The sequence below is a fragment of the Nonomuraea sp. NPDC050022 genome, assembly GCF_044460705.1.
Taxonomy (GTDB): Bacteria; Actinomycetota; Actinomycetes; order Streptosporangiales; family Streptosporangiaceae; genus Nonomuraea.
Window position 1 is genome coordinate 655,050 of the sequence record NZ_JBITKE010000003.1, and the last position, 25,458, is coordinate 680,507.

Genomic DNA, 25,458 nt, shown 5'->3' on the forward strand with positions numbered 1-25,458 from the left:
GTCACCGGTGGTCGAGGCCATGTTCGGCCGCCCATACAGCGCTCACGGTCACCGGTAGTCGAGGCCGTGCTCGGCCGCCCATACCGCGATCTGGGCGCGCGAGCCGAAGCCGAGCTTCTCCATGATGTTGGCCACGTGCCTGGCGACCGTGGCGGGACTGATCACCAGCTGCGCCGCGACGGCCCGGTTGCTCAGGCCCTCGGTGAGCAGCCCGGCGATCTCCCGCTCGCGCGCCGTCAGCGTCGCGTAGCGCGGCTCGCGGGCGGCCGGGCCCGACGAGGACACCAACAGCGTGGCGGGCAAGGACGGGAGCAGGGCGGCGGGCTCATGAACGTCTCCGGCGTCGGTCTTCTGGTCGAGGATCCGCCGGGCCACCGCGCCGGGATCCTGCGCGATGCCACTGGCCCAGAGCAGCGCCACCCGGCCCTCGCTGAGCTTGTCGCGGGCGAGCGAGAGCAGCTCCTGGGTGCGGGCCGGGGCGTCGTGCTGGCCGATCGACTCGCGCAACGCGCTCGCCGCCGCGGCCGCGACGACCGCCTCGTCGAGATCGCCCTCGGCCTGCGCCAGGACGGACAGGGCGACCAGCGCGCGGACGACGCCGCTGCGCCGGCCGGTCTGCGTGCTCAGCACCAGGCTGGCGGCCAGGCTGCGCCGGGCGGCGGGGAAGTCGTGCAGCCTGGCCGCCACCCTGCCGACCTTGGCCTGGCAGCGGGCCAACTCGACCCGGTTGTCGAGCTCTTCGAGGATGGGCAGCGCCGCCGTGTGGTGCCGCATGGCGGCCGCCAGGTCGCCCCTGGCCTCGGCCACCGCGCCCAGGTGAGTCAGGGCCCTGGCCAGGGTCCAGTGGTGGCCGGTCTCCATGGCCAGGGCCAGCGCCTCCTCGCCGAACCGCTGCGCCTGGCGCGGCTGCCCCTGGAAGAGCGCCAGGTTGAGCCGGGCGATACGGGCGGTCGTCAGGTTGAACAGGTCGTCGTGCTCGGCGGCCGCCACTTCGAGCTCGCGCAGGTAGCGCAGGGCCGTGCCGGTCTGGCCGGTGCGGAAGAAGACGGTCAGGGCCACGCCGTAGGTGACGCCGAGCCAATGCGTATAGGGGTGGCGCCGCTGCTCCTCGATGCTCTCCTCGATGAGCGCCGCGGCCCGGTCGAGCTCGTCGCGCGTTTCGAGCCCGTAGGCGAAGCCGCCCTTGGCCACGCCGATCAGCTGGTCGGGCACGCCCGACAGGTCGAGGCCGAGCAGCCGTTCGTACCAGCCGACGCTCTCCCGCAGATCGCCGCGCACCGCGAGGATGGTCAGCGCCGCGTGGGCCAGGCGCAGCCCCAGCTCGGCACTGCCGGACTCGACGGCCCAGTCGATCGCCGCCCGGCAGTCGTCGAGCAGGCGGCGCCCCCTGGCGAAGTGGACGGCGCGGGCCGGCCACGACAATCGGCGGTGAAGTGAACCAGCCTCGTTGCAGCGCTCCATCTCGGCGCAGATCACCTTGAGGTGGCCGCCGCGCAGCCGCGCCTCCTCGCCCGCCTCGCACAATCGCTCGGCGGCATAGTGCCTGATGGTGTCCAGCAGGTGGTAGCGGCCGCCGTCGCCGTGGTGGAGCACCAGCGACTTGTCGACCAGGCCGCTGAGCACGTCGAGCACCTCGTCGCGGCGCAGCAGGTCGCCGTCGGCGCACACCTGCTCGGCCAGGTCGAGGTCGAAGCGCCCGGCGAACACCGACAGCCGCCGCAGCAGCACTCGCTCCTTGCGGGCGAGCAGGTCGTGACTCCACTCGACCGTGGCCAGCAGCGTGCGCTGGCGGGCGTGGGCGGTGCGGTCACCGGTGGTCAGCAGCTTGAACCGGTCGCCGATCCGGTCGGCGATGCGCCCCGGACTGAGCAGGCTGCTGCGGGCCGCGGCCAGCTCAAGGGCGAGCGGCAGCCCGTCGAGCGCCCGGCACAGCCGTATGACGTCGGGCATGCTGTCGGTCACGGCGCGGGCCCCGGCCGCGGCCGCCCGCTCGACGAAGAACAGCACGGACTCGGCGTCGGGATGCCGCTCGTCGGGCAGGTCGAGCGGCGGCACCCGCCAGATCAGCTCGCCGGGGATGCGCAGCGGCTCGCGGCTGGTGAGCAGGAATCTCAGCTCGGGGCAGTCGGCGAGCAGACCGGCGACCAGCTCGGCACACGGTTCGACGAGGTGCTCGCAGTTGTCGAGCAGGAGCAGCGTCCTGGTGCCGCGCAGCCGGATCCGCAGCCCGTCGAGCAGCCGCTCGGAGCCTTCCTCGCGGACGCCGAGCACGTCGGCCATCTCCTTCACGATCAGCTCGGGGTCGCTGACGCGGGCGAGCTGGACCAGCCACACGCCGTCGGTGAAGCCGGGCAGGGCGTTGGCGGCCACCCGCAGCGACAGGCGGGTCTTGCCGATGCCGCCCACTCCGCTGAGCGTGACCACGCGCTCGCCGCGGACCAGCGCGCACAGCTCGGCCACGTCGCGCGCCCGTCCGACGAAACGGTTGGGTTCGGCGGGGAGGTTGTGCTGGACTTGCGCAGTCATGGAGAAGGTCCAAGTGTTGGCGGGAGGATCACACTCCCTCACAGTCTCCCTTGGTTCGCCGTCCGGTGGGATCACTTTCCGTGCAGAGTTCGCGACTGACCGGATACGAATGTAGCTCCGCGACGCTCACCACCATGCGGACGCGTGACTCTCTCGCCGCGTTCATCGCCCGCGGCAGGTCGGAGATCATCAGGCGGGCCCGGCTGGCCATGATCCGATCCCGCAGCCTGCCCTCGTCGAGCTCCGCCGGGACCGGCCAGACGATCCCGCCGGCGGCTATCACCGCGTCGGTGGCCACCAGCAGGTCGGGGCCGACGGTCAGGCAGATGAGCACCGTGTCGCCCGCGCGCACGCCCCGGCGTCGCAGCTGGACGGTCGCGGCGGCCGACCTCTCGTCCAGCTGCCCCTCGGTGAGACACAGGCCGGTGCCAGAGTCCACCATCACGATGCGCTCCTCCATGGCGCCCACGCTATGGAGGGCATCTCATGCACACATGGGGCGGAATATGCAGATCGCTATGCAGAACCGCGCGGCTGCTCGGCCGCCCACACCGCGATCTGAGCGCGCGAGGTGTAGCCGAGCTTCTCCATGATGTTGGCGATGTGCCTGGCCACGGTCGCGGGGCTGATGACGAGCTCCTCGGCGATGGCCCGGTTGGACAGGCCCCTGGTCAGCAGGGCCGCGATCTCCTGCTCGCGGGCGGTCAGCAGCGAGTGCCTGACGGGTTCGGTCGCCACCGGACCGGCCGGGACCGGCCGCTCGCCCGCGAGGACCTGGCGGGCGGCGTCGTCGGGACTCATCGCCCTGCCCCGCGACCAGAGCGTCGCGGTGCGGCCCTCGCCGAGCTTGGCGCGGGCGCGAGTGAGCAGCTCCTCGATGCGGATCGTGGCGGAGTGCTGGCCCATCGACTCGCGCAGCGCGGTGGCCGAGGCGGCGGCAAGTACGGAGCTCTCCAGGTCCCCTTCGGCCTCCGCCAGCACCGACAGGCTCACCAGGCAGCGGGCCACGCTCTGGCGCTGCCCGGTCAGCCTGCTCAGCTTCAGGCTCGCGGCCAGCCGCTCCCTGGCCACCTCGAACTCGTGCAGCAGCGCCGCGACCCGGCCGATCCTGGCCAGGCAGCGGGCCAGCTCGATGGTGCCGTCGAGCTCCTCCAGCCACGGGACCGCCAGCTCGTATTGAGCCATCGCCTTCACCAGGTCGCCACGCGCCTCGGCGACCGCGCCGAGTTGCGTCGCGGTCCTGGCCAGCAGCCAGCGGTGCCCGTGCTGGCGGGCCTTGGCCAAGGCCTCCTCGCCGTGACACTGGGCCTCGCGCAGCCGGCCGCGGGTGAGCGCGACCGCCGACAGGCCGGCCAGCCCGGCCGCCTGGTTCCACTGGTCGCCGGAGGCGGTGGCCAGGGCCAGGCCGGTCTCGGCATGGTGTAGCGCCTCCTCCCCTCGTCCCATGCGCAACAGCACCACGACCGTCAGGCTGTGCATGACGCAGCTGGGGAAGACGTTGTCGGCGCCCAGGCCCGCCAGGCTCGCCATGGCGTACTCCAGCGAGCGGGCCAGCTCGTCGCGGCCCTCCAGCCCATAGGCCAGGTACGCATGGGCATGCGCGATCTGCTCATCGGACACCTGGGTCAGGTCGAGGGCCAGCAGCCGCTCGACCCAGCCGACGATCTCGGCCGGGTTGGCACTGCTGACCGGGAGCAGGCTGGTGCTGTAGGCGCACAGGCGCAGGCCCAGCGGCGCGTTGCCGGACTCGATCGCCCAGTCGAGCGCGGCCCGCTGGTCGTCCACCAGGCTCCGGCTGGCCTCCAGCGCGGCCAGCCGCACCGGCCACGGCAGGTCGGGCTCGACCATCTCCGTACCGAAGTGGCGCAGCTGAAGCTCGCACAGCACCTCCAGGTGCCGATCGCGCAGCACCTCGCGCTCGGCCGCCTCCGCCAGCCGCTCGGCCGCGTAGTGCTTGATGGTCTCCAGCAGCCGGTAGCGCCTGCGCTCCTCGTCGCACAGCACAAGAGACTTGTCGACCAGGGCGCCGAGCAGGTCGACGATCTCCGCCTCGGAGATGGGCCGGTCGGCGCAGATCTGCTCGGCGAGTTCGAGGTCGAAGGACCCGGCGAACACCGACAGCCTGCGCAGCAGCACCTGTTCCTTGGCCGACAGCAGGTCGTAGCTCCATTCGACCGCGGCCAACAGTGTGCGCTGCCTGGGCGGTGCGGTGCGGCCGCCGGTGGTGAGCAGCGAGAAACGGCCGTCGATCCGATCGACGATCTGCCCGGGACTGAGCAGGCTGGTGCGGGCCGCGGCCAGCTCCAGCGCTAGCGGCAGCCCGTCGAGCGCCCGGCACAGCCGTACGACATCGTCCAGGCTCGCCGGGCTCAGCCTGGTGCCCGCGGCGGTGGCGCGGTCGACGAAGAGCAGCACGGACTCGGCGTCGGGATGCCGCTCGTCGGGCAGGTCGAGCGGCGGCACCCGCCAGACCAGCTCACTGGCGATGCGCAGCGGCTCGCGGCTGGTGGCCAGGATGCCGAGGCCCCGGCACGCCGCGACGAGCTCGGCGGCCACTTGCGCGCACTGGTCGACCAGGTGCTCGCAGTTGTCCAGCAGCAGCAGGGCGGGCGTGTCACGCAGCCGGGCCGCCACCGTGTCGAGCAGCGGGCGGGTGCCTTCCTCGTGGATGCCGACGGCCCGGCCGATCGCCTGCAGGATCAGCTCGCCCCGGGTGAGCCTGGCCAGCTCGACCAGCCACACACCTCCCGGATAGGAGGGCACCAGACGCGCGGCGACCCGCAGCGCCAGGCGGGTCTTGCCGATGCCGCCGACCCCGCACAGCGTGACCACGCGCGTCTCACCCAGCAGCCCGCACAGGTCGTCGACGTCGCGCTCGCGACCGACGAACCTGTTGGGCTCGGCCGGAAGATTGTGCCTGGGGGGCTCGGACATTGTGGTCACCCTGCGTCGCGGAAGGATCACACTCTCCCACAGTGTCGCACTTTTCACCGGCTGAGCGAGCTGACGACGGCCCTTTCGTCCACAACGCGCAACGTCGGATCGCCGAGCAGGCGTCTGACCACCTCGTACGGCGCGATCACCAGGGTGGCCGCGTGCACGTGCGCGAGCACGCGGCAGCCGATCAGGCTCGGCTCGTGCGCGATGACCACGTGGGCGCCCGACATCAACGCCAGATCGAGCACCCGCAGCCCCTTGAGCGGATCGCTGACCGCGGCGAGCACGACGTCGTCCTCGCTGACCAGCAGCCGCGACGACAGGCTGCGCAGGTCCGACGCCAGCTCGTCGTGGTCGTAGACGTATTCGCCGCCGACGCTCAGCGCGGGGCCGGCCAGCGGCCCGAACTGGACAGAACGCTCACCCAGCAGGTCGCTGAACGGGAGCTCCCCCGGCGTCGGCTCGAAGGTGAAGACCTTCTGAACATCCACCGCGAGCGGGTCGTAGCCGCGCTGGGCGATCATCATGCGGGCGGTCCCGGAGTCTGCGAGCACCGCCACTCCCCCGGACCAGGCGACGGAATGGACGGCGATGGCGAACCCCACCCCGAGCGGCATGTCGACGATCACGCGGTCGCCGTAGCGCAGACCGTGACGGCGCAACCCCGCCGCCGCGTGCGTGACCTTCCGCGCGAACGCGTTGTACGACAGCACCTCGCCGGTTCTGACGTCGCTGACCGCGGGCTGGTCGCCCTGTACGGGAGAGGCGCCCAGCACCAGCTCTGTCCAGGTCATGCCGCCAATGTAGGCATCCGGCACCGCCCAGGACATGCGTAGAAATGTGCAACCCGCTATGTACGTCCGGTGCCCGGCGAGCCGCCCATAGTCTTGATCCATGCAGGACGACTCCGGCGAGCCGACCACGGCTGGGCGCATCCTCGACGCGGCCTACGCGCGGATGCTGGAGCACGGCCTGCGCCGCCTGACCGTCGACGACGTCGCCCGGCAGGCGGGCCTGTCGCGGATCACCGTCTATCGGCGCTTCGCCCGCAAGAGCGACCTGGTCCAGGGCGTGATGTTGCGCGAGCTCCACCGGTTCCTGCGCGCGTTCGAGCAGGCGGTCGGGCCGCTGCCGACCATGGCCGACCGGGTGACGGAGGGGTTCGCGGTCACGCTGCGCCTGGTGCGGGGACATCCGCTGCTGAGCAGACTGCTGGCGACCGAGCCCGATATGATCCTGCCGCACCTCACTCTGGAGGCGGGCGCGTACCTCGCGGTCGCCAGGACGTATCTCGCCGAACACCTCGACACCCCTGACGCCGAGGCCGTGGCCGAGATGTTCATCCGCATCGCGCTGTCGTTCGTACTCACTCCGGACAGTGCGATACCGCTGGACAGCGACGACGAAGCCCGTGCCTACGCCAGGCGGCATCTCGTCCCGCTCCTGCCATCAGAGGGGATCAACTAGACTTATAAGGCCGCGACTTCGCGTGGCCGACCCCACGATCACAGAGCGAGACGTCATCATGCCTTTGAACAGCCGCGACGACCTGCGGAACATCGCGATCATCGCGCACGTCGACCATGGCAAGACCACGTTGGTCGACGCCATGCTCTGGCAGTCCGGGGCGTTCCGCGCCAACCAGGACGTCGACGACCGTGTCATGGACTCCAACGACCTCGAGCGCGAGAAGGGCATCACCATTCTCGCGAAGAACACCGCCGTGAGTCACGGCGGCATGACCCTCAACATCATCGACACCCCGGGCCACGCCGACTTCGGCGGCGAGGTCGAGCGCGGCCTGTCGATGGTCGACGGTGTCGTCCTGCTGGTCGACGCGTCGGAGGGGCCGCTGCCGCAGACCCGCTTCGTGCTGCGCAAGGCGTTCGGCGCCAAGATGCCGGTCATCCTCTGCATCAACAAGGTCGACCGGCCCGACGCGCGCATCAAGGAGGTCGTGGACGAGGTCTACGAGCTCTTCATGGACCTCGACGCGACCGAGGAGCAGATCGACTTCCCGATCGTCTACGCCTCCGCCAAGGCGGGCCGCGCCTCCATGAACCGTCCCGAGGACGGCGGCATGCCGGACGCCGAGGACCTGGAGCCGCTCTTCGACATCATCAAGTCGACGATCCCGGCGCCCACCTACGACCCCAGCGCCCCGCTGCAGGCGCACGTCACCAACCTCGACGCCTCCTCCTACCTGGGCCGCATCGCGCTCTGCCGGGTCCACCAGGGTGTGCTGCGCAAGGGCCAGCAGGTGGCCTGGTGCCGTACGGACGGGACGATCCAGCGGGTGAAGATCACCGAGCTGCTCATGACCGAGGCCCTGGAGCGCAAGCCGGCCGAGGAGGCCGGTCCCGGCGACATCATCGCGATCGCCGGCATCCCCGAGATCATGATCGGCGAGACGCTGGCCGACCCCGAGGACCCGCGCCCGCTGCCCCTCATCACGGTCGACGAGCCCGCCATCTCGATGACCATCGGCACCAACACCTCGCCGCTGGTCGGCAAGTCCAAGGGCTCGAAGGTCACCGCCCGCATGGTCAAGGACCGGCTGGAGAAGGAGCTCGTCGGCAACGTGTCGCTGCGCGTGCTCCCCACCGACCGGCCCGACGCCTGGGAGGTGCAGGGCCGTGGCGAGCTGGCGCTGGCCATCCTGGTCGAGCAGATGCGCCGCGAGGGCTACGAGCTGACCGTCGGCAAGCCGCAGGTGGTCACCAAGACCATCGACGGCAAGGTGCACGAGCCGGTCGAGCGCCTCACGGTCGACTGCCCGGAGGAATACCTGGGCGCGATCACGCAGCTGCTCGCCGTCCGCAAGGGCCGCATGGAGCACATGACCAACCACGGCACCGGCTGGATCCGGATGGAGTTCGTGGTGCCGGCGCGTGGCCTGATCGGCTTCCGCACCGAGTTCCTCACCGAGACGCGCGGCACCGGCCTGGTGCACCACGTCTTCGACTCCTACGAGCCGTGGTTCGGCGAGCTGCGCACCCGTAACAACGGCTCCCTGGTGGCCGACCGCTCCGGTCCCGTGACCGCCTTCGCCATGCTCAACCTCCAGGAGCGCGGCACGCTGTTCGTGTCGCCGACCACCGAGGTCTACGAGGGCATGATCGTCGGCGAGAACTCCCGGTCCGACGACATGGACGTCAACATCACCAAGGAGAAGAAGCTCACCAACATGCGCTCCTCCACCAGCGAGGAGACCGAGAAGGTGATCCCGCCGCGCAACCTGTCGCTGGAGCAGGCGCTGGAGTTCATCCGCGAGGACGAGTGCGTGGAGATCACCCCTGACCACGTGCGCATCCGCAAGGTGGTCCTCGACGCCTCCACGCGTGGCCGCTCCGCGGCTCGCGCCAAGCGCGCCTGATTCAGGCTCTCACCCACCACACCTGACTTCTTCCTGACATTCGGTAGAAGTCAGGTGTGACCACACCGTGACCGGAGTGGCGAGAACAACTCCCTCCGTGAGTGAATCATCCACTTGTGGGGAAGCTCCGGATGTTCATCGCGTTCGGGCTCGCGATGGTCTCGGCGGGAGCGATCGTCTGGTGCACGGTGGCGGCCAGGCCCGTGCCGCTGTCCACGCGGTCCGCGAGTCCCACCGTGCCCGAACCATGGGAGCTGGAGGACCGGGGCGACCCGCAGGTGAAGCTCGCCCGGCAGGCGACGACCGAGGTCACGGTGACCAGGGCCGACCCGGGTGACCTGAGCGCCGTGCCCCAGGGACGGCTCGACGAGCGGCAGCGCCAGGTGAAGGTGACCATCAAGCACCGGCTGCGCATGAACCGGGCCGACCCGCTGGTCGAGACGCTGCGGCAGGGCGGCAGCTTCCCCGGCGGCATCCAGCGGTTCACCGACGACGGGTTCGGGGCCATCAAGGTGGGTGGCGACTGGCTGGCCCCGACCACACGACCGGCACCGATCCTCACCACAACCGGCGGGCTGACCACGGCCGAGTTCCGGGTGACGTTGCTGCGGCAGTTCAAGCCCAGCGATCTGATGACGCTCGACTTCACCGCCCCCAGCGCCAAGCCGCTCATCGTGAGCCAGCGGACGATCAGCCTGCTGCCGGGCGACTGGACCGTACTGCAGGCCCAAGGGCTCGATCCCGAGCGGGAGGAGTCGGAGCTCCTGCGGTTCACCGTCGGGTCGTACCTGGTGAAGGTGACGCTGGCCCAGGACTCCTACGGGTTCCCGGACGCGGAGGAGGCCGACGACTTCTCGTGGACGGCCGGGCTCGGCGTGCTCACCGCGATCGCGCTGGCCGCCTTCCTGGCCCGCTCGCTCGGCCTGGCCTGGTGGAACCGGCCGCCCAACCGCGAGCTCCTCCTGGGGATCGCCCTGGTCACGCCCCTGGTGCTGCTCCCGCTCCTGGCACCGGACTGGCGGCCCGTGGCGTACGTGGCCCTGTTCCTCGCGCTGCCGGCGCTCACGGCGCGGCACGCGAGCTGGGCCCTGCCGACCAGCCCGCCGTGGACCACCCGCGACATGCTCGTGGTCACCGGGCTCGCCTGCCTCGTCGGCATCGGCATGCTGTCCTGGTCGTGGCTGCACGAGCAGCTACCCGCCCAGACGCTGCTGATCGGCTCCGTGGTCACGGCCGTGACGGCCGCCGCGGCGGCGGTGGTGTTCAGCGTGGACCTGGGGGTCCGCGTGGTGATCGTACGGCTGGCGGTGCTGGCGGCCGAGGCGGCGATCGGCCTGCTGGCGCTCGCCCTGTGGGGCCGGGCGCTGCTGACCGGGGTGTACCCGCCGGACAGCATCCGGCTGGTGCTGGCCCTCAGCTGGGCGGTGATCCCGGTGTCCGCCATCGCCGTGGCCACCAAGATGTGGACCCGCACCGCGGTCGTGGGCGCCGTGCTGGTGAGCCTGCTGGTGCAGGGCTGGCCGACCGAGTGGCTGGACAGTGGGTCGTGGAACCTGCCCTTCGGCGGCACCGACACGTCGAACATGCCGAAGATCGGCATCCTGCCGCTCGACCCGCTCGTACGCGGGGTGCTCGGGTTACTGCTGCTGGCGTTCGCGCTGCTGGTGCTCCGGCTCCGGCGGCTCGGCGGCTCGCTGGCCGCGCTCGACCACCCGGCGACGCACCCCACGGTGATCGCCTGCCTGATGGTGCTCTACCTCACCCCTCGGGGCAGCACCACGCTCACCGACGTCAACGTGGCGCTGCCGCAGCTGACGATCACCTCGATCGCCGCCTGGGTGACGGCCCGCTGGCTCCTCGTACGCCCCCACCCGGCCGTCGTCGAGCCCGCCACGGCGGAGGAACACCGGCAGCTGGTCAGGGCCGCCCTGCACAAGCGGCTCCTGCTCATCTCGGAGCAGGAGCTCTATCGCATCGGCCGGGGCAGGCTGGGCGCCGGCGAGCTGACGATGACCGAGTTCGACACGCGGCGCCACGAGCTGGAGGCCGCGCTGGACGAGCACGGGCGGCACCCCGAGACGGCCCTGGCCACCGCCGCCGGCTGCACGCCCTGGCACAACGGCGTGTACGCGTTCGTGATCAGCCTGCTGCTGAGCCTGCCCTTCGTGCTCGTGTTCGGCTGGCCGACAGGGGCCGACCTGAGCAGCTTCGTGTTCGACTCCCGGTATCTGCTGACGTTGCCCGCCTTCGGCTTCGTGTTCGGCTACTTCTATCCGCGCGTCCGGGGCACCCAGCCGATGACCAAGGCGCTCCACCTGATGGCGGCGGCGTTGGTCACGGAGCTGTCGGCCTACCTGCCCACGCTGTTCGAGCCGGACATCGGGGTGGCGGTCAAGGTGCAGGTGGTGGCCATCGTGGTGGGCGAGGTGGCGCTGGTCTGCATCGGGCTCGGACTGTACTGGGAGTGGCGCGTCATGCACCTGGCCGGGGAGCCGTGGGCGCGGGTGCGCAACGTACGCAGCGTACGCAGCCTGGCCACGCCGCTGCTGGCCGTCGTCATCGCGGCGGGCACCACGGCGGCGACGTCGGCGGCGGGCCAGACCGTGGACCGCATCCTCAAGGGGGACCAGGTGTCCTCGTCGTCCGGGCCGTAGCCGCCAGGACCACGTAGCCGTCCTGGGAGAAGCGCACGTCGTAGCCGCTGCCGGCCAGCAGCCGTACCCGCTCCCGCTGCTCGGCCAAGTTCACGAACGGAAAGGTCTTGCGCCCCACGTCGGCCACGACCCACGGCGCATCGCGCCGCGTGCGGTCCCACAGCAGCACCCTGCTCCGCCCCGACAGGGCCGGCGCCAGGTTGTTGGCCGCCTCCACGAGCACCCCGTCGGGCACCACGGCGACGGCGGCGGCCGCGGCCCGCTCGCGGGCGTCGTGCCGGTAGGAGTCGAGGTCGGCGAGACCGGCCAGGGAGAAGAACGGCACGGAGATCAGCGCGAACCCGACCACCCCCAGAGCCCAGACCCGAGTCACGCGATCCCCAAGGGCCCAGACCCGCTTCGCCGGATCCCCGAGGGCCGCGATCCGCGCCACCAGGTTTCCGCCTGCCGCCCCCAGGACCCCGGCCCGCGTCACCGGGTCCCCGCTGGGCGCGTGGCGGGCGCGCAGGCGCCGGACGCCGTCCACTCCGGCCGCGAAGACCACCACCACGACGAAGGCGTTGTAGTGGTAGCCGGCCACCCACCAGTTGGGGAACGAACTGGCCAGCATCCGCTCGGCCAGCAGCGGCACCGCCATGATCAGCAGCGGCGACAGCGGCGCCGCCAGCAGCGTGATGCCGAGCAGCAGGGCCAGCGTGACGAGCTTGACCGGTGGGCTGCCGAGCTGGGCGAGCACCGCGAGCGGATCGGTCAGGACGGTGTGCGCGACGCCCCGCATGTCCGGCCCCAGCGCGCCGTACGCCCAGTAGTAGTCGGCCCGCCCCCCGAACAGCGGGATGAGCACCTGCGAGGCCAGCCACGTGTAGGCCGCCCCGCCGGCCACGAACGCGCCGCCCAGGACCCGCCAGCCGCGCTGGGTGAGCAGGACCAGCCCGAACCCGGCGACCAGCAGCCCCATGTCCTCCTTGACGCACAGCAGCGCCAGGGCGGCCGTCACCACACCGACCCGTTTACCGGCCTGATGGCGTTCGAGCAGCACGGCGGTGAGCAGCGGCGCGAACGCCGCCTCGTGGAAGTCGAACGCCACGGTCTCCACCACGGGCCACGAGAGCGTGTAGGCCACGGCGACGAGATGCGCGGCGCCCGGCCCCAGCGCCCGCCGCGTGAACACCCACAGCGGGACCGCCGCCGCGGCCAGCAGCACCGCCTGGGCGACCAGCAGCGTCGCCGGGCCGTCGAACAGCCAGTAGAGCGGGGCCAGCAGGGCGAGGATGGGCGACCAGTGATCGCCGAGGGTGGAGAAGTCCGGGCCGAAGCCGTTGTGGACGCCCTTGACGATGGCTATGGGCAGGCGGAACTGGGAGTAGGAACGCACGGCCTGGTCGAAGATCACCAGGTCGTAGGCGCCGGCCTTGAAGTTCGCCAGCTTGGTGAGGGAAAGGGTGGTGTAGAGGGCGGTCGCCGTGGCGGTGATCGCCGCCAGCGTGACGCGGTCGCGGCGCGTCCGATCCCCCGTCTCGGCGGTGACCGTCGCCGCGTCGTCCCCGCGCACCGTCACGCTCTGTCGACCTCCCATGGTCAGCGGCGCGGCAACTCGCTGGCCCGTACGTGGGCGCACATCCAGTCCACCAGCGGCCCGAAGGCACGCCAGGTGGCGCGGACCCGGTCGAGGACCTCGGCGGTGTGGACCCACGGCTCGGGCTCCCACTGGCGGCCCGCGTGCAGGGACCTGTGGCGCAGCAGGTCGAGGCGCGGATGATCCTCCGCGATGCCACGGGGACGGGTCTTGAGCCGGTCACCGCCGATGACGTAGCCCTCGGCCCGCAAAGCCGTCACCATGTCCGCCAGCGGCTTGCCCGTCAGGTCCTCGTCGGCCGCGGCGCGGTAGCGGGCCACCTGGTCGGACGCCTGGGTGTAGCAGCCGCCCGCCGTGAAGAGTCCGTCGGCGCCGATCTGGACATAGAACCCGATGCCGGGCGTGAGGTCCACGAAGGCGCCCTGATGGGTCTTGTACGGTGACTTGTCCTTGGCGAAGCGGACGTCACGGTAGGGGCGGAACAGCTGGGCCTGGCCGAACTCCGCCGCCAGCTCCTCGGTGAGGGCGAGCATCGGCGCACGCACCGCGTCCTCGTAGAAGTGCTTGTGCCGGGTGAAATATGTCTTGCTGTTATCCGCCTCAAGGCCCTCGTAGAACACGAACGCCTCGTCGGGAAAACCGGTGAAACCCATGTGGTCAAGAGTGCCACGGCCGACCGACGGTTTGACGCGCCGCACGGCCGTACGGGCTCATCGGGCTTTGTCCATCCGGGCCGTGTACATCCGGCCCGGCACCGGCGTCCCGCCGTACAGCTCCGAGATGGTCACCGGCGTGCAGCCCTTCTTCGCCAGCAGGTCGAGCAGCGCGGGGACGGCCTGGACCGTGCTGCGGTGGATGTCGTGCATCAGCACGATCGACCCCACTGCCGCCTTGCCCGCGCGCCTGGCCACGAGGGCGGGCACCCGGTCCTGCCAGTCCAGGGTGTCGACGCTCCACAGGACCTGCGCCAGCCCCAGGCGCCGCGCCTCGGCGGCCACCCGGCGGTTCGTCGCCCCATACGGCGGGCGCATCACCCGCATCCGGACCCCGGTCACGTGCTCCACCAGATCGTTCGTGTGCTCCAGCTGGAAGCGCAGCCCTCGGTCCGTCAACCCGGTGAGCGGTGGATGGTTCCACGTGTGGTTGCCGAGCTCGTGCCCCTCGGCCACGATGCGGCGTACGAGCTGGGCACCCCCATGCGCGGCGACCATCTGCCCCACGACGAAGAACGTGGCCCTGACCTTCCGGGCGCTCAGCAGGTCCAGCAGCCTGGCGGTGTATTCGCCGGGGCCGTCGTCGAAGGTGAGCGCGACGCACTTCATGCGCCTGCAGTTGATCCTGCGGGCCGCCGGCCAGCCCGGCTGCATGGCTTCGAGCCGCCTGGCCAGCTTCTTCGGGTCGATGGGCGCCTGTGGGCGGGTCAGCTGGGGTTGGATCATCGGCCGGGGCCCGCATCCCGCCACCGCGACCAGCAATGCCAGAGATATCGCCCAGCCCCGCATGCCACCCCCCGAGAGCGGGGTTTACGGATATTCCTGTACCGGGTTACCCCGCAGCTCCTTGGCCAGGTCCTCCCACCAGAGTGGGATATCGGCCTGCAGTTCGGTGTATCGACGCGCCACGCGTATGGCACATCCAACCGGATCCGTACCCAAATGCCGACGTTTCACGGGCCCTTCCTGCCAGCGGTAAAAGCCGTCCCTGTAATGCACGACCAGGCCGATCCACACCGAGACGGTGGCGTCATCGCCCACCTCGTAGGCGCTGGTGACACCGAGACCGTGCAGTTCCGCGTGGAACTTCTCCGTCGCCGTGCGCCCTTCGGTCACGCGCCACCCCCAGCTGACGTTACGTCGCACACACCGGGATGTACCCACCATCCGGCATCAGCCGTCAAGGACATGCTGTAATCATCAAACTCCAGAAGGTGATCCGGAGGCTGTTCGACGTTATTGGTAAGGCACCTCCATTGGTCAGGCGCCCTCCATTGGTCAGGCGCCCTCCATCGGTCAGGCACCCTCCATCGGTCAGGCACCTTCTCTTGGTCAGGCGCCCTCATTGGTCAGGCGCCTCTCTGGGCTCGGCGACCACCATCACCAGCCGGAGCTCCTCGGATCCCTCGTTGGCGTAGCGATGGGGTCTGTCGGCGGTGAAGAGCACGGCGGAGTCGGCCTTGACCACGTGGCTCCTGCCGTACACCGTGAGCGTCAGCTCGCCCTCCAGGACCGTCAGCATCTCGCGGGTGCCCGGCGGGTGAGCGTCGCCGTCGTGGTGCCGGCCGGGCGCCAGCCGCCAGTCCCACAGTTCGAGGATCATCGGCGTATCGGCCCCGACCAGCAGCTTCGCCTGCACCTCGCCCTGGTCGAACGTGACCACGTCGGCCTTCTCGACGATCCGCACCACCGGCACGTCTGAGACCTCCACCAGTCTCGCCACGGTCACGCCCAGCGCGGAGGCGATCCGGGTGAGTGTGGAGACGCTGGGGTTCGTCCGGGCCTGCTCGACCTGGACCAGCATGCCTCTGCTCACTCCCGATCTGGCGGCCAGCGCGTCGAGGGTGAGCCCGCGGTGCGCGCGCTGGGCGCGCACGTTGTTGGCGATGGCCTGCGTGATCGTCTCCGGATCCTCCATGCAGTGCAGTGTAGTGAAGGTGGTTTGCACTGTGTTGTACTCTAATGTGTTGTACTAGCAGTGCACTCTGATGAACTGGACGGACGGTGGAGCATGCTCGCGGTGATCCTCGCGACGACTTGCGCGGTGGTCTATGGCACGGCCGACTTCTTCGGCGGCCTGGCCACCCGCCGATCGCAGGTGTTCTCGGTCGTGACGCTGTCGCAGCTCTCCGGCCTGGCCGTGATCCTCGTGCTGCTGCCCCTGCTTCCCGGCGTGTTCAGCGACAGGGCGCTGCTCTGGGGGCTGGGCGCGGGCGTGGCGGGCGCCGCCGGCCTGATGCTCTTCTACCGGGCACTCGCCACCGGCGTCATGTCGGTGGTGGCGCCCACGACCGCGGTCACGTCGGCCGGACTCCCCGTTATGTACGGCCTGGCGACCGGCGAGCGCCCCGAGCCCGTGGCGCTGGTCGGGGTGGTGCTGGCCCTCGGCTCCGTTCTCCTGGTCAGCCAGGACCGCTCCGCCGCGAAGAGCGGCTCGATCGGCTCGGTGCTCATCGCCCTGGCCGCGGGCGCCGGGTTCGGCGGCTTCTTCATCCTGCTCGCCCTGGCTCCCGCCGACGGCGGGCTGTGGCCCCTGGTGGGGGCCAGACTGTCCTCGGTGGCGCTGGTGGTCGCCCTCGCGATGGCGACGCGGCGCACGCTGAAGCCGGCCGGTGGGTCGCTGCACATCATCGTCGCGGCGGGCGTGCTCGACATGCTGGCCAACGTGCTGTACCTGGAGGCCAAGCAGCAGGGCCTGCTGAGCCTGGTGGCGGTGCTGGTGTCCCTCTACCCGGCGAGCACGCTGCTGCTGGCCCGGCGGGTGCTGGGCGAACGGCTGCACGCGATCCAGGTGGCGGGCGTCGCGTGCGCGCTCGGCGCGGTGGCGCTCATCGCGGTCGCCTGACGCGGCGCTTCGCATGGGGTCTCCGCGGCCACTTGGCGCGGCCCGCGTGAGGTCTCTCCGGCGCTTCGCAGGGCCCGCGTGAGGTCTCTGCGCGACAGTTGCGGTCACTTGGCGCGTCAATTCGGCCGTCCGGCGCGGTGCCGACCGCAGCCGTTGCGCAGATTGCAAGCGCTTGCTACGTTTCGGCCGTGCGCCCTGATCGGGCTCGTCCAGACCACGAGTCGTTCAAGCACGTTGCGGTGTCGTACGACTCGAATGACGCCTTCCTGAGGTTGATCGTGCCACGCGTACGCGCGGCCCTCGCCCACGACAGGCGGGTCATCGTGGCGACCTCGGCGGACAAGCTCCGGCTGCTCGACGAGGTGCTGGGCGACGAAGCCCGGCAGATCGACCGCAGAGACTCCCGCACCTGGTACATCCACCCGCCCCGGACGCTGGCCGCCTACCACGAGTACACCCGGGGGCGGCGCACGCTCGTCATCGGCGAGATCCCCTGGCCCGAGCGCGGCGAGCGCGAGACCCGCGAGTGGATCCGGTACGAGTCGGTGCTGAACGCCGCCCTGGAGGACGCCAGGGCCGTCGCGCTGTGCCTCTACAACCCGCGAACCACCCCGGCTGCGGTGCTGGAGTATCAACCGGCAATCCATCCCCTGCTGCTGGATGCCACCGGCGAGGCCGTCAGCCCCGGCTTCGTCCGGCCGCACGAGCTCGTACTGAACGGCGACCTGGAGCCGCTGCCGGCACCGAGCGGGCGGGTGGCGACGGTCAGTTTCACCGCGCGGGAGATCAAAGGGCTCCGGCACACGGTACGTGACTACGCCAGCGCCGCGGGGATGGACGTGAACCTCATCGGCTCCCTGGTGCTCAGCGTCTCCGAGATCGCCGCGAACAGCGTCGAGCACGGCGCCGGCCACGGCATGATCAAGATGTGGGTGAGCGGAGGGGAGATGATCTGCGAGATCGCCGACCCGGGCGGCGCCCTCGATGACCCTTTACCGGGCTATATACCACCTGAGCCCGAATCCTCTAGAGGATACGGGCTCTGGATCAGCCGACAGCTCTGCGACTACGTCGACCTACGCGCCGAGAACGGAACACTCCGCGTACGGCTCCATATGGGGTTGGACGGCTAGGCAGCCGCTCCGGGTAGGGGGTCGGGGGTCGGGCGGCTATGCGGCGCTCTGGGCCGGCACGCGCAGGGCGCCCTCTTCGCGGGCGTAGCCCTCCAGCATGCCGCGCAGCTGGCGGCGGCCCCGGTGCAGCCGGGACATGACCGTGCCGATCGGCGTGCCCATGCGCTCGGCGATCTCCTTGTAGGCGAACCCCTCGACGTCGGCCAGGTAGACGGCGACGCGGAAGTCCTCCGGCAGTGAGCGCAGCGCGTTCATCACGACGTTGTCGGGCAGCCGTTCGATCGCCTCGGTCTCGGCCGACTTCAGGCCGGTGGAGCTGTGCGACTCGGCGGCGTGCAGCTGCCAGTCCTCGATCTCCTCGGCGGCGGCCAGCTTGGGCGAGCGCTGCTTCTTGCGGTAGTCGTTGATGAAGTTGTTGGTGAGGATCCGGTGCAGCCAGGCCTTCAGGTTCGTGCCCTCACGGAACTGGTGGTACGAGGTATACGCCTTGGCCACGGTCTCCTGGACCAGGTCCTCTGCGTCGGCGGAGTTGCGGGTCAGGCGCATGGCGGAGGCGAACAGCTGCGACGTCACGGGCACGACGTCGCGCTCGAACCAGTCTTGTCGCTGTTCATCGGTCATGGTGATCAAATCATTCCCCCTTGCGCTATCCCCCATCTCGGCCAAGCCGCTGGCCTTGGTACCAGTTTCGCAATCGGCACGTAAGGGCCGCGTTAACGGTTCCGCCAGGTCAGAGAGGTCAAAGGTCCACCTGCTCGCGGCGTGCGTCATCACGTCCACGGCGGGACCAGTCTCGTTAGCATAACACTATACTCCCAATTCCGCACTTAATGTGGTCAGAGTCACATGGGATAGCGTATGAACATGGAGTTCGTGGATCGGCATGAAATAGAGACGCGACTGTGGGTGACGGAGGCGATTCGCAAAGTCGAAGCCGACGCCAACCGGAGCTGTGATACGCACCTCCACGTCTTCCCGCTTCCCTCGCACTGGGGCATAAACCTCTACTTGAAAGACGAGTCAGTCCACCCCACTGGTTCACTCAAACACCGACTTGCTCGATCTCTCTTCCTGTACGGCCTGGCCAACGGCTGGATCGGGCCGACCACCACGGTCGTGGAGGCGTCGAGCGGCTCGACGGCGGTCAGCGAGGCATATTTCGCCCGGCTCCTCGGTCTGGCCTTCATCGCGGTGATGCCCGCGTCCACGTCGCCGGAGAAGATCGCGCTGATCGAGTTCTACGGCGGCAAGTGTCATCTGGTCGACGACCCCGGCACCATCTATGACGAGTCCTACCGCCTGGCGGCCGAGACGAACGGCCACTTCATGGACCAGTTCACCTACGCCGAGCGAGCCACGGACTGGCGGGGCAACAACAACATCGCCGAGTCGATCTACTCGCAGATGTCCATGGAGCCCCACCCGGAGCCCACCTGGATCGTGGTGGGCGCGGGCACCGGCGGCACCTCCTCGACGATCGGCCGCTACATCCGTTACCGCCGTCACCCCACGCGTCTCGCGGTGGCCGACCCGGAGGGCTCCGCCTTCTATCCGAGCTGGGTGTCGGGCGACACGTCCGTCACCGCGCGGGGTTCCCGCATCGAGGGCATCGGCCGGCCGAGGGTGGAGCCCTCGTTCCAGCCGATGGTCATCGACCGCATGATCACCGTGCCGGACGCCCGGTCGATCGCCGCGATGCACTGGGTCCACGAGGTGACGGGCCGCGACGTGGGCGGTTCCACCGGCACGAACGTGGCCGCCTGCGTGGACCTGATCCGCGAAATGCGCCGGACCGGCGCCCAGGGCAGCATCGTCACCCTGATCTGCGACGGGGGCGAGCGTTACCGGGGCACCTACTGCGACCAGGACTGGCTCGCCGCCCAGGGCCTGGACCTCACACCCCACCTGGCAGACCTGCGTACGTTCCTGTCGGCGGGCTGACCTGGTCACGGCCGGGTCAGAAACCGGTTCCGGCCGGATCGGCTCAGGAAGCGGCTCTGGCCGGTCAGGAAGCGGTTCCGGCGGGACGGCCCAGGAAGTGGTTCCGGCGGGATCGCTCAGGAAGTGGTTCTGGCGGGATCGGCTCAGGAAGTGGTTCTGGCGGGATCGACGGCGAAGAGCTTCGCCACGTCGTCGAGGATCGCATGGGCGCCCTGGATGCCGACCGCGCTCATCCAGGTCAGATCGCTGACCTCGTGCTTCTCACCCTTGAGCTTCCCCCACAGCGGGTTGCCCACGAACTTCTCCTTGGGCCCCTCAGACGACGGGTCAGGATATGTCGCGACAAACAGGTGATCCGCGTCCAGATCCCCGATGCGCTCCTGGCTCACGTCCACCACGATCGCGTCCTGCTTGGTGGGCTGACCCTCCGGGCGCGGGAAGCCGACGTCCTTCATCACGACACCCGAGTAGGAGTTCTCGACGTACAGCCGCGTCGTCGGCTCACCGGCGAACCTGACGATGGAGATGGTCGGCAGCTTCCCGTCCTTCTCCTTGATCGCGGCGCCGATCTTCGCGGCCCGCTCCTCGTACGACCTGATCGTCGTGTCGGCGAGCTGCTCCTGGCCCAGGGCCTGCCCCATGAGCCGAATGTTGTCCTTCCAGATGGCGCCGGTGGTCTCGCTGAAGACGGTCGGGGCGATCTTGGACAGCTTGTCGTAGAGGGCCTCATGACGGACCTTGGCCGAGACGATCAGGTCGGGCTTGAGCGCGATGATCTTCTCCAGGCTGGGCTGCTCCAGGGTGCCGACCGGGGTGGCCTCCTTGCCGTACTCGGCGGCGACGGAGCCCAGGTAATCGGGTAGCTTCGTGTCGATGGACCGGTATGTGGTGTAGCCGACCACCGGCGTCCGCAGCGTCAGCACCGCGTCGACGAAGCTCTGGTCCAGGGCCACCACCCGCTTGGGCCGCACCGGGATCTTGGTCTCGCCCATCGCGTGCTTGACGATACGAAACGGCTCCGCCGGCTTCTGCTCAGCCGGAGTCGAAGAACCACAGGCGGCGAGCACCGCCACAAGTACGGCCCCCACCAGAGCGCGCAACGGTCTCATCTGATCCCTTTCCAGCAAATATTAGGCAACCCTAATTAAGGTTAGCCCTGCCTAACCTGGCATACTTCACCAAGGTCAGGCAAACAGCGAGGCAGCGCCGTCGTCTGGAGCGCGAGGGAGCGCCGTCGTCTGGAGGAGGAGCGCCGGGAGCGAAGCGACCAGAGCGACGGAGGAAGACGACGGCATCAGGCGACCGAGCCGCCGAACGGAGTGAGGCAATAAGCAGGGAGCGCCGGGAGCGAAGCGACCAGAGCGACGGAGGAAGACGACGGCATCAGGCGACCGAGCCCGCCGCACGGAGTGCGGCAATGAACACAGGAGGAGCCGCGTGACCACTACTGCTGTGGCGCCGCGCCCGCACGGCGTGCAGCATCGGCGGCTCACCGTTCTCCTGGTCCTGCTCGGGGCCGTCGTGATCGGCGTGGTGCTGAGCATCACGATCGGCGCCAAGTCCGTACCGCCGGCCGACGCCTGGCACGCGCTCACCGCCCCGACCGGCACCGAGAACGACATCGTCATCCGCTCCCTACGCGTCCCCAGGACCGTGCTCGGCGTACTGGCCGGGTTAGCACTGGGCGTCGCGGGCGCGCTCATGCAGGGCCACACCCGCAACCCGCTCGCCGACCCCGGGCTCCTCGGCGTGACGCAGGGGGCGGCGTTCGCGATGGTCGCCTCGATTATCCTGCTGGGCGCCTCCAGCCTGCTCGCCTACATCTGGTTCGGCCTGGCCGGCGCGCTGATCGCCAGCGTCGGCGTGTTCGCGCTCGGCATGGTCGGCGGGCGCGGCGGCCCGACGCCGGTCACGCTCGCCCTGGCGGGCACCGCCGTGAGCGCCTTCCTGTACGCGCTGACCTCGGCCATCGTGCTCCTGGACGAGCAGGCGATGGACGTGTTCAGGTTCTGGCAGGCAGGCTCCATCGCCGCCCGGGGCTCCGAGGTGGTCTGGCAGGTGCTGCCGTTCATCCTGGTCGGCCTGGTGCTGGCGATGGTCAACGCGCCAGGGTTGAACGCGCTGGCCTTAGGCGAGGATGTCGCCCGCGGCCTCGGCCAGAACATCGCTCTCACCCGCACCGTCGGCGTCGCCGCCGTCACCCTGCTCACCGGCGCCTCGGTGGCCGCCTGCGGGTCGCTGGCGTTCGTCGGGCTGATCGTGCCGCACCTGGTCCGCCCGCTGTCCGGCACCGATCATCGGTGGCTGCTGCCGTACTCCGGGCTGGTCGGCGCCGCGCTGCTGCTGCTCGCCGACGTGATCGGCCGCGTGGTCGCCCCGCCGGGCGAGTTGGAGGTCGGCGTGGTGCTCGCGCTGCTCGGCGCCCCCTTCTTCGTCGTCCTGGTCCGCCGCAGAAAGCCGGTGCGACTGTGATGACGACGATCCCGCTGCGGGTGGCGGGCCTGTCCTGGCGGGTGCGGCCGCGCGCCGTCGCCGTCACGCTCGGCGGCCTGGCGCTCCTCGGCCTGCTCATGGCCCTGAACATGCGCATCGGCGACATCCCGATGAGCCTGTCCCAGGTGCTGGGCGGCACGTTCGACGTCAACAGCGCCGAACACTTCGTGATCATGGAGCTCCGCCTGCCGCGCGCGCTGACCGGCGCCCTGGTGGGCGCGGCGCTGGCGCTGTCCGGCGCGATCATCCAGTCCATCGCGCGCAACCCGCTGGCCAGCCCCGAGATCCTCGGCGTCACCACCGGCGCCTCCGTCACGGTCGTGGCCGGGGTGGTGGCCAGCGGCAGCGCGTACGGCGGGGTCAGCGGCCTGCTCTCGACCCTCGGCATCCCCCTCCTGGCGCTGGTCGGCGGCCTGGCGGGAGCCGTGATCGTGTACGCGCTGGCCTGGCGGCGCGGGCTCGACGGCTACCGGCTGGTCCTGGTCGGCATCGGCGTGGCCGCGGTGTTCACCAACATCAAGTACTGGCTGCTGACCGTCGGCGACGTGAACGACACCGGCCGGGCCATGGTCTGGATCAGCGGCTCGCTCAACGGCCGGGGCTGGGAGCACGTGCTGCCCGTGGCGCTCGCGCTGGTCGTACTCGTGCCGCTGACGCTGCTCGGCACCCGTTCGCTCGACGCGCTGCGCTTCGGCGACGACACGGTCACCGCGCTCGGCCTGCGCATGAACCCTGCCCGCGCGCTGATGATCCTCGCCGCGGTGCTCCTCGCCGCCGTCGCCACGGCCTCGGCGGGCCCGATCGCGTTCGTCGCGCTGGCCGCGCCGCAGGTCGCGCTCCGGCTGACCCGCTACGGCCAGCCACCGCTGTTGTCGTCGGCGGTGGTCGGCGCCGTGCTGACCGCCGCCGCCGACCTGATCGCGCGTACCGTCTTCTCCCCGATCGAACTGCCCGTCGGCGTCGTGACCGCGGTCCTCGGCGCCCCGTACCTGATCCACTTGATCTGGAAGGCGCGCAAATGAGGCTCCAGGCCGTCGACGTCAAGCTCGGGTACGGCGATCGCACCATCGTCGATGGGCTCGACCTCGGCATCGAGGCGGGGACGGTCACCACGATCATCGGCCCCAACGGCTGCGGCAAATCCACCCTGCTGCGCGCGCTCGGCCGGCTGCTCCGGCCGCAGGGCGGCGAGGTGCTGCTCGACGGCAAGCGCATCGACCGGACCCCCACTCGCGAGGTGGCCAAGGTCCTCGGCGTACTGCCCCAGGCGCCCACCGCGCCGGAAGGGCTGACGGTCGCCGACCTGGTCGCCAGGGGCAGGCACCCGCATCAGACCTGGTACCGGCAGTGGTCGTCGGACGACGAGTCGGCCGTGGACGAGGCGCTGGCCATGACCGGCCTGGCGGACCTCGCCGAACGCCCCCTGGACGAGCTCTCAGGCGGGCAGCGTCAGCGGGCCTGGATCTCCATGGCGCTGGCCCAGGGCACCGACCTGCTGCTGCTCGACGAGCCGACCACGTTCCTGGACCTGGCGCACCAGGTGGAGGTCCTGGAGCTGGTACGGCACCTGCACGGGGCGGCGGGCCGGACCATCGTCATGGTCCTGCACGACCTCAACCTGGCGGCCCGCTACACCGACCGGCTGGTGGCCATGCGGGAGGGCCGCGTGGTGGCCGCGGGCGACCCGCACGAGGTGCTGACGGAGGAGCTGCTGCGGGAGGTGTTCGAACTGGACGCCAAGATCATCGCCGACCCGGTGGCAGGCACGCCACTCGTCATCCCCATCGGCACACACCGCTGAGGGCGCTCACGCCTGAACCACTGGCGGCACGCAGCCCTGACGGCCGGTCGGCACGCCCGCCGCACATCATCATGTCCCGATTTACTTGGAATTGTCGTCGCCGAGAATGGCGTCCACGAACACCTCAGGATCAAAGGGCGCCAAGTCGTCGGGACCCTCGCCAAGCCCCGCCAGCTTGACCGGAACCCCCAGCTCCCGCTGGACCGAGATGACGATGCCGCCCTTGGCCGTGCCGTCGAGCTTGGTCAGCGCGATGCCGGTGATGTTGACGACCTCGGCGAACACCTGAGCCTGCCGCATCCCGTTCTGGCCGGTGGTGGCGTCGAGGACGAGGAGCACCTCGTCGACCGTGGCCTTCTTCTCGATGACCCGCTTGACCTTGCCCAGCTCGTCCATGAGGCCGGTCTTGGTGTGCAGGCGGCCGGCGGTGTCGATGATGACGACGTCGGCCTTCTCCTCGATGCCCTTGGCCGTGGCGTCGAAGGCGACAGAGGCGGGATCGCCGCCCTCCGGCCCGCGTACGACGTCGGCGCCGACCCGATCGCCCCAGGTCTGGAGCTGGTCGGTGGCGGCGGCCCGGAACGTGTCCGCCGCGCCGAGCACGACCTTCTTGCCGTCGCCGATCAGCGCGCGAGCCAGCTTGCCCGTGGTGGTGGTCTTGCCGGTGCCGTTGACGCCGACGACGAGCACGACGGCGGGCCGCTCGCCGTGCTTCTGGACATGCAGCGTACGGTCCAGATCGGGGTTGATCTGGGCGAGCAGCTGCTCCCGGAGCAGCTTGCGCACCTCCTCGGGAGTGCGGCTGCCGAGCACCTTGACCTTCGTGCGCAGCTCCTCGACCATGGCGCGCGTCGGCGCCACGCCGACGTCGGCGGTGATCAGGCTCTCCTCGATCTCGTCCCAGACCTCGTCGTCGAGGCGGTCGCGGGACAGCAGCTCCAGCAGGCCGCGCCCGAGCGTGCTCTGCGAGCGGGCCAGCCGGGAGCGCAGCCGCACCATCCGGCCGGCGGACGGCGGCGGCACCTCGATCTCGGGCGTGACGACGGCGGGTTGCGCGGGCGGCGGGAGCGTGGTGGTCGCCCCTCCCCCCTCACCCTCCTCCGCGCTGGGCGCCGGACGCTGCTCGGGGAGCGTGGGCGCCTGGGGCGTCTCGGGCGGTTCGACCGGCGGCGCGCCCTTGCCACCGGGCCTGAAGAGCAGGAAAAGGCCGCCGGCCGCCAGCAGGGCGACGACGACCACGATCACGATGACGCCGAGGTAACCATCCACAACAGGTCAGTTTTCCAGATGGACCGGCATGCTGATGACCCGCGCCGCGCGGACCGGCCCGATCGGGGGCCCAGACGATCAGGCCCGACCGTCAGGACCGGACGACCGGGACCGGACCATCGGGGTCAGACCATCGGGGCCGGATGGCCGGGACAAGCCGGCCTGGACCAGATGGCCGGGACGGAACGACCGGG

The 25,458-nt window shown here is 70.3% G+C and carries 21 protein-coding genes; 9 read left to right on the forward strand and 12 right to left on the reverse strand.

Annotated elements, in window-relative coordinates:
• Positions 1–48 precede the first annotated feature (48 nt).
• From ACIBO2_RS14470 to ACIBO2_RS14485, 4 genes are read right to left on the reverse strand one after another with little or no spacing between them, the layout of a single operon-like run.
• Positions 49–2,526: an ATP-binding protein gene (locus tag ACIBO2_RS14470; RefSeq protein WP_397297303.1), complete on the reverse strand. Its 2,478-nt coding sequence runs from the start codon at positions 2,524–2,526 to the stop codon at positions 49–51.
• 28 nt (positions 2,527–2,554) lie between these two features.
• Positions 2,555–2,986 carry an AMP-binding protein gene (locus tag ACIBO2_RS14475; protein WP_358539658.1) on the reverse strand — a complete coding sequence of 144 codons (432 nt, stop codon included), beginning with the start codon at positions 2,984–2,986 and terminating at the stop codon, positions 2,555–2,557.
• A 56-nt stretch (positions 2,987–3,042) separates the two neighbouring features.
• Positions 3,043–5,460 (reverse strand): LuxR C-terminal-related transcriptional regulator, encoded by a 2,418-nt coding sequence (locus ACIBO2_RS14480; RefSeq protein ID WP_358539655.1) that lies wholly within the window; start codon positions 5,458–5,460, stop codon positions 3,043–3,045.
• Positions 5,461–5,513: 53 nt separating this feature from the next.
• Positions 5,514–6,257: an AMP-binding protein gene (locus tag ACIBO2_RS14485; RefSeq protein WP_358539652.1), complete on the reverse strand. Its 744-nt coding sequence runs from the start codon at positions 6,255–6,257 to the stop codon at positions 5,514–5,516.
• A 100-nt stretch (positions 6,258–6,357) separates the two neighbouring features.
• Between ACIBO2_RS14485 and ACIBO2_RS14490 the strand changes: the two genes are divergently transcribed.
• The 3 genes from ACIBO2_RS14490 (at position 6,358) to ACIBO2_RS14500 (ending at position 11,493) form a co-directional block, all read left to right on the forward strand.
• The gene (locus ACIBO2_RS14490) at positions 6,358–6,930 is read left to right on the forward strand and encodes a TetR family transcriptional regulator (RefSeq protein ID WP_358539649.1); all 573 of its coding nucleotides are present in this window, start codon (positions 6,358–6,360) and stop codon (positions 6,928–6,930) included.
• Positions 6,931–6,988: 58 nt separating this feature from the next.
• Positions 6,989–8,839, forward strand: a complete 1,851-nt coding sequence (gene typA, locus ACIBO2_RS14495; RefSeq protein WP_358428786.1) for a translational GTPase TypA — start codon at positions 6,989–6,991, stop codon at positions 8,837–8,839.
• A 116-nt stretch (positions 8,840–8,955) separates the two neighbouring features.
• A complete protein-coding gene (locus ACIBO2_RS14500; RefSeq protein WP_397297306.1) occupies positions 8,956–11,493 on the forward strand; it encodes a hypothetical protein in 2,538 nt (845 codons plus the stop codon).
• On the opposite strand, the gene ACIBO2_RS14505 is transcribed toward ACIBO2_RS14500, so the two are convergent.
• From ACIBO2_RS14505 to ACIBO2_RS14525, 5 genes are all read right to left on the reverse strand, one after another.
• A complete protein-coding gene (locus ACIBO2_RS14505) occupies positions 11,456–13,051 on the reverse strand; it encodes a DUF2079 domain-containing protein (RefSeq protein WP_397297308.1) in 1,596 nt (531 codons plus the stop codon). The genes ACIBO2_RS14500 and ACIBO2_RS14505 overlap by 38 nt on opposite strands.
• Before the next feature lie 20 nt (positions 13,052–13,071).
• Complete coding sequence (locus tag ACIBO2_RS14510; RefSeq protein ID WP_358539638.1) at positions 13,072–13,722, reverse strand: DUF2461 domain-containing protein; 651 nt, start codon at positions 13,720–13,722, stop codon at positions 13,072–13,074.
• A 57-nt stretch (positions 13,723–13,779) separates the two neighbouring features.
• Positions 13,780–14,508 (reverse strand): polysaccharide deacetylase family protein, encoded by a 729-nt coding sequence (locus ACIBO2_RS14515; RefSeq protein WP_358539635.1) that lies wholly within the window; start codon positions 14,506–14,508, stop codon positions 13,780–13,782.
• An 84-nt stretch (positions 14,509–14,592) separates the two neighbouring features.
• On the reverse strand, positions 14,593–14,898 hold the full coding sequence (locus ACIBO2_RS14520; protein WP_358539632.1) for a hypothetical protein: 306 nt from the start codon (positions 14,896–14,898) through the stop codon (positions 14,593–14,595).
• Positions 14,899–15,124: 226 nt separating this feature from the next.
• Positions 15,125–15,700 (reverse strand): XRE family transcriptional regulator, encoded by a 576-nt coding sequence (locus ACIBO2_RS14525; protein ID WP_358539629.1) that lies wholly within the window; start codon positions 15,698–15,700, stop codon positions 15,125–15,127.
• A gap of 60 nt (positions 15,701–15,760) precedes the next feature.
• Between ACIBO2_RS14525 and ACIBO2_RS14530 the strand changes: the two genes are divergently transcribed.
• On the forward strand, positions 15,761–16,627 hold the full coding sequence (locus ACIBO2_RS14530) for a DMT family transporter (RefSeq protein ID WP_358539627.1): 867 nt from the start codon (positions 15,761–15,763) through the stop codon (positions 16,625–16,627).
• 188 nt (positions 16,628–16,815) lie between these two features.
• Positions 16,816–17,760 (forward strand): anti-sigma factor RsbA family regulatory protein, encoded by a 945-nt coding sequence (locus tag ACIBO2_RS14535; protein WP_397297312.1) that lies wholly within the window; start codon positions 16,816–16,818, stop codon positions 17,758–17,760.
• A 36-nt stretch (positions 17,761–17,796) separates the two neighbouring features.
• Here the strand turns inward: ACIBO2_RS14535 and ACIBO2_RS14540 are convergent, their stop codons facing one another.
• Positions 17,797–18,381, reverse strand: a complete 585-nt coding sequence (locus tag ACIBO2_RS14540; protein WP_225291958.1) for a sigma-70 family RNA polymerase sigma factor — start codon at positions 18,379–18,381, stop codon at positions 17,797–17,799.
• A gap of 243 nt (positions 18,382–18,624) precedes the next feature.
• Here ACIBO2_RS14540 and ACIBO2_RS14545 point away from each other — a divergent pair, with 243 nt between their 5' ends.
• Positions 18,625–19,701, forward strand: a complete 1,077-nt coding sequence (locus ACIBO2_RS14545) for a PLP-dependent cysteine synthase family protein (protein ID WP_397297314.1) — start codon at positions 18,625–18,627, stop codon at positions 19,699–19,701.
• Between the two features lie 143 nt (positions 19,702–19,844).
• Here the strand turns inward: ACIBO2_RS14545 and ACIBO2_RS14550 are convergent, their stop codons facing one another.
• Complete coding sequence (locus ACIBO2_RS14550; RefSeq protein ID WP_358539620.1) at positions 19,845–20,810, reverse strand: iron-siderophore ABC transporter substrate-binding protein; 966 nt, start codon at positions 20,808–20,810, stop codon at positions 19,845–19,847.
• 328 nt (positions 20,811–21,138) lie between these two features.
• Here ACIBO2_RS14550 and ACIBO2_RS14555 point away from each other — a divergent pair, with 328 nt between their 5' ends.
• The 3 genes from ACIBO2_RS14555 to ACIBO2_RS14565 are packed head-to-tail and all read left to right on the forward strand — an operon-like array spanning position 21,139 to position 23,995.
• Positions 21,139–22,173: an iron ABC transporter permease gene (locus ACIBO2_RS14555; protein WP_358539618.1), complete on the forward strand. Its 1,035-nt coding sequence runs from the start codon at positions 21,139–21,141 to the stop codon at positions 22,171–22,173.
• Positions 22,173–23,216 carry an iron chelate uptake ABC transporter family permease subunit gene (locus ACIBO2_RS14560; RefSeq protein ID WP_358539615.1) on the forward strand — a complete coding sequence of 348 codons (1,044 nt, stop codon included), beginning with the start codon at positions 22,173–22,175 and terminating at the stop codon, positions 23,214–23,216. The genes ACIBO2_RS14555 and ACIBO2_RS14560 overlap by 1 nt, the downstream gene beginning before the upstream one ends.
• Positions 23,213–23,995 (forward strand): ABC transporter ATP-binding protein, encoded by a 783-nt coding sequence (locus ACIBO2_RS14565; RefSeq protein WP_358539612.1) that lies wholly within the window; start codon positions 23,213–23,215, stop codon positions 23,993–23,995. Before ACIBO2_RS14560 ends, ACIBO2_RS14565 begins: the two co-directional genes overlap by 4 nt.
• 81 nt (positions 23,996–24,076) lie before the next feature.
• On the opposite strand, the gene ftsY is transcribed toward ACIBO2_RS14565, so the two are convergent.
• Positions 24,077–25,264, reverse strand: coding sequence for a signal recognition particle-docking protein FtsY (gene ftsY / locus ACIBO2_RS14570; protein ID WP_358539609.1), 1,188 nt, complete (start codon positions 25,262–25,264; stop codon positions 24,077–24,079).
• Positions 25,265–25,458: the final 194 nt, after the last annotated feature.

Excerpts from the sequence above, each read along its gene's own strand:
- ACIBO2_RS14470 (WP_397297303.1), bottom strand. The coding sequence starts at position 2,526 with ATGACTGCGCAAGTCCAGCACAACCTCCCCGCCGAACCCAACCGTTTC.
- ACIBO2_RS14560 (WP_358539615.1), top strand. The coding sequence starts at position 22,173 with ATGACGACGATCCCGCTGCGGGTGGCGGGCCTGTCCTGGCGGGTGCGG.
- ACIBO2_RS14550 (WP_358539620.1), bottom strand. The coding sequence starts at position 20,810 with ATGAGACCGTTGCGCGCTCTGGTGGGGGCCGTACTTGTGGCGGTGCTC.
- ACIBO2_RS14545 (WP_397297314.1), top strand. The coding sequence starts at position 18,625 with ATGGAGTTCGTGGATCGGCATGAAATAGAGACGCGACTGTGGGTGACG.
- typA (WP_358428786.1), top strand. The coding sequence starts at position 6,989 with ATGCCTTTGAACAGCCGCGACGACCTGCGGAACATCGCGATCATCGCG.
- ACIBO2_RS14480 (WP_358539655.1), bottom strand. The coding sequence starts at position 5,460 with ATGTCCGAGCCCCCCAGGCACAATCTTCCGGCCGAGCCCAACAGGTTC.
- ACIBO2_RS14540 (WP_225291958.1), bottom strand. The coding sequence starts at position 18,381 with ATGACCGATGAACAGCGACAAGACTGGTTCGAGCGCGACGTCGTGCCC.
- ACIBO2_RS14515 (WP_358539635.1), bottom strand. The coding sequence starts at position 14,508 with ATGATCCAACCCCAGCTGACCCGCCCACAGGCGCCCATCGACCCGAAG.
- ACIBO2_RS14510 (WP_358539638.1), bottom strand. The coding sequence starts at position 13,722 with ATGGGTTTCACCGGTTTTCCCGACGAGGCGTTCGTGTTCTACGAGGGC.
- ACIBO2_RS14565 (WP_358539612.1), top strand. The coding sequence starts at position 23,213 with ATGAGGCTCCAGGCCGTCGACGTCAAGCTCGGGTACGGCGATCGCACC.
- ACIBO2_RS14485 (WP_358539652.1), bottom strand. The coding sequence starts at position 6,257 with ATGACCTGGACAGAGCTGGTGCTGGGCGCCTCTCCCGTACAGGGCGAC.
- ACIBO2_RS14475 (WP_358539658.1), bottom strand. The coding sequence starts at position 2,986 with ATGGAGGAGCGCATCGTGATGGTGGACTCTGGCACCGGCCTGTGTCTC.
- ACIBO2_RS14490 (WP_358539649.1), top strand. The coding sequence starts at position 6,358 with ATGCAGGACGACTCCGGCGAGCCGACCACGGCTGGGCGCATCCTCGAC.
- ACIBO2_RS14525 (WP_358539629.1), bottom strand. The coding sequence starts at position 15,700 with ATGGAGGATCCGGAGACGATCACGCAGGCCATCGCCAACAACGTGCGC.